We start from the raw sequence: 3,002 nt of genomic DNA on the forward strand, positions 1-3,002 counted from the left end.
ATGGAAGGATAGTTGCGGAGGGCGGGTTAGAAATAGCTGATAAAATAGCTAGGGAAGGATACAACTGGTTGAGGTAAAGTAGTATGGCTATCGAGCTATCTAAGAGTCTTGAACACCATGAGATCGAGCCTGTTGAATACAGAAAGGAGATAGAGATCAAGGGCAGACTATCTAGAAGTATTGTAGAGGAGATCTCAAGAGTGAAAAAAGAACCAGAATGGATGAGGCTTTATAGACTTAAGGCGCTGGAGGCATTTGAAAAATTCCCCTCGCCTAGATGGCTTCCTTGGATTGAGAGCATAGACCTCGATGAGATAGCTTCATACTATGTTAAACCAGCAGCTTCAACAGTAAGCAATTTCGATGAACTACCCAGCGAGATCCGTAGAATATATGAGAAGCTTGGATTACCTGAGACATACGCCAAGTACCTGGCTGGGCTTTTAACCGCGCTCGATAGTGAAAACATATATACTGCAATGAAGGACTTACTCAAGAAGCTCGGGGTAATAATGCTTCCTATGGAGGAGGCGATCCAGAAATACCCAGACATCGTTAAGAAATACTTCGGTAGGGTATTCCCGTACACAGACCACAAGTTTGCCGCGCTGCATCATGCCCTCTGGAGTGGCGGAGTATTCGTCTATGTCCCGAGAGGCGTTAAAGTACCCTACCCGGTTGAAGCATTTTTCTTCATTGGAAGCGAGCTAGAGGGGCAGTTCGAGCACACAATTGTAGTTGGCGATGAGGGGAGCGAGATAACGTTCATTGAGGGTTGTAGCGCGCCAAGGCTGAAGAGGCATAGCTTCCATGATGGTATGGTTGAGCTCTACGCTCATAAGGGATCCAGGATAAACTTTATAACGGCTCAGAACTGGAGCAGGAACATAGTGAACTTCAATAATAAGAGAGGTATTGCAGAGGATGGAGCCGTTATAGAATGGGTTGAGGGAAGTATAGGCAGTAAAATAACCGTGACATATCCGTCTACGATATTGAAGGGGAGGGGCTCGAAGACGACGAGCACCGTGATAGGTATAAGTAATGGTAATGTGGTTAAGGACGCCGGGTCGAAGATTATTCATGCCGCGCCCTATACTAGTAGCAGGATAATATCTAAGAGTATTAGCAGTAACGGGGGAATAAATATATATAGAGGACTAGTACAGGTGAATAAGGGAGCCCTTAATGTAAAGAGCTATACGCAATGCGACAGCCTCATACTCGACGATAAGAGCTCTAGTAGTACATATCCGATAGAGCACATTATGGAGAAGGATGCTGAAGTCGCTCATGAAGCAACTACGTTCAGGATAACTGAGGATCAGTTATTCTACATGGCTTCTAGGGGTCTAAGCGAGAACGAAGCCGTCTCACTCATAGTACTCGGATTTGTTAAGGATATTTTTCCAAAGCTACCATTCGAGTATGCATCGATGTTGACGAAGGTTATACAGTTAGAATTCAAGGAGATCGGGGGGGTTGGATAATGGCTAAGACGGTTGCAAGAGGGATGGGGGACTCACCAACCATTAAAAAATATATTGATAAATCCCCGCTTGAAGAACTTGTTCGGAGAGCATTAAACAGAGAAGCCCCCATCGCTAACATATTAATTAAAGCCTTGAGCCCCAATGCATTTATTGATTCGCTTTCACCAAGTGGTAGCATAGGGTTTAAATCAATCCCGGTAATCACAGTGTCCCAGGGCTTCTACAGGGTTCGAAGCACTGGTGGAGTATTTGATGTAGGTGTAGAGGACTCTGGGGATGGCGTTATAGCTGTAGGGTATATAGAGCTGATCTTAGAGGGTTCAGGTCTCACGATTCTAAGAATACCGGAGAATCCCGTACATAGAATCATGGGTATAAAGGTAACTGTGGTTAAAGGAGTTGATCACGAGGTACTCTTGATTCATAAATCAGGTAAGAGGGCGGTGGATCTCAGCGAAATCATAGTTGAGCAAGGGGATGCAAGTAGGCTAGCCCTCGTAGCATTATTCAACACTGGCTCTATACTACAAGCCAGGGTGGAATCCATTCAGGGTGCTGGCTCATCAATAGAGAAGACTATACTGGTTAACTCTACACAGGGATCACGTGTAGAGGTAGAGGATTACTCATATATAGATAATCCTAGTGTAAGCGCAGAGTCATATATAAGGTCTAGGCTGGAAGGGGGCTCTATAGCTGTTCTACGTGGCAGAGGCATAACCTCCAGGAAGGCATCTGGCTCTAGAATAGTGTATGGCATTGAGTCATTGATTAATGATGCTGAGAGTACAGCGTTCATGCATCCATTTCTAGATATACATTCCAATAATATAGTGGAAGCCAGACATTACGCTAGAAACTATTTGTTAACCATGGATAAATTATTCTATATCGAGACAAGAGGACTGAAACCAGATGAGGCGGCCATGTTACTGGTACACGGCTTCCTAACAAGAGGACTGAGTAGAGCTGCGAGAGAAATTATTCTAAGCAATATCAGCTCTTCTTGAAAACATATATTATTCTATTATTCTCAACGGTTTTAACACTTACTTTATAACCATATCTATTGCCAAGTAGTTGAGCCAAACCCTGGGGTATTATCTCGGGTGTTGTGGTAACCTCCACCTCATCATTTTCCTTTTCCTTTATGATGGATATCAGCCTTGACAATGGATTATCACTGCATCCACCAGCCTTGGTGAGATCGAGTTGTAAAACCACTGTAACCACTGTTATTCTTCTAATTTATTCGACCCTATTAAGAATTACATTCAGTTGTGACAATGGTTATCTAATGTATTTATGAGACGTTATTTACAGTATAAATAATACAAACAATTTCAATATTAAATATTTATAAGCATCCTTATTGATACTACTCAATCGAACCCTCTACAGGGGATCTGCATGTCCAAGAAGGGTAAGAAGGAAGAGAAGAAGCAGGAGCAAAAACCTGAACAAAAGAAGTAATATCCTGCTTGTTAAAAACTCTTGTTTCAATCACAC

Annotated in this window: 3 protein-coding genes; 2 read left to right on the plus strand and 1 reads right to left on the minus strand. The window is 42.9% G+C overall.

The window, feature by feature from the left end; translation table 11 throughout:
- Positions 1 to 83 precede the first annotated feature (83 nt).
- Together sufB and ACP5N5_RS06485 are read left to right on the plus strand one after the other, a co-directional pair.
- Positions 84 to 1,490: a Fe-S cluster assembly protein SufB gene (sufB, locus tag ACP5N5_RS06480; protein WP_428134218.1), complete on the plus strand. Its 1,407-nt coding sequence runs from the start codon at positions 84 to 86 to the stop codon at positions 1,488 to 1,490.
- Positions 1,490 to 2,503 carry a SufD family Fe-S cluster assembly protein gene (locus ACP5N5_RS06485; protein ID WP_428134222.1) on the plus strand — a complete coding sequence of 338 codons (1,014 nt, stop codon included), beginning with the start codon at positions 1,490 to 1,492 and terminating at the stop codon, positions 2,501 to 2,503. Before sufB ends, ACP5N5_RS06485 begins: the two co-directional genes overlap by 1 nt.
- Here ACP5N5_RS06485 and ACP5N5_RS06490 read toward each other — a convergent pair.
- On the minus strand, positions 2,490 to 2,717 hold the full coding sequence (locus ACP5N5_RS06490) for a hypothetical protein (protein ID WP_048058715.1): 228 nt from the start codon (positions 2,715 to 2,717) through the stop codon (positions 2,490 to 2,492). The genes ACP5N5_RS06485 and ACP5N5_RS06490 overlap by 14 nt on opposite strands.
- Positions 2,718 to 3,002 lie beyond the last annotated feature (285 nt).

It is taken from the genome of Desulfurococcus sp. (assembly GCF_049970475.1).
GTDB lineage: Archaea > Thermoproteota > Thermoprotei_A > Sulfolobales > Desulfurococcaceae > Desulfurococcus > Desulfurococcus amylolyticus.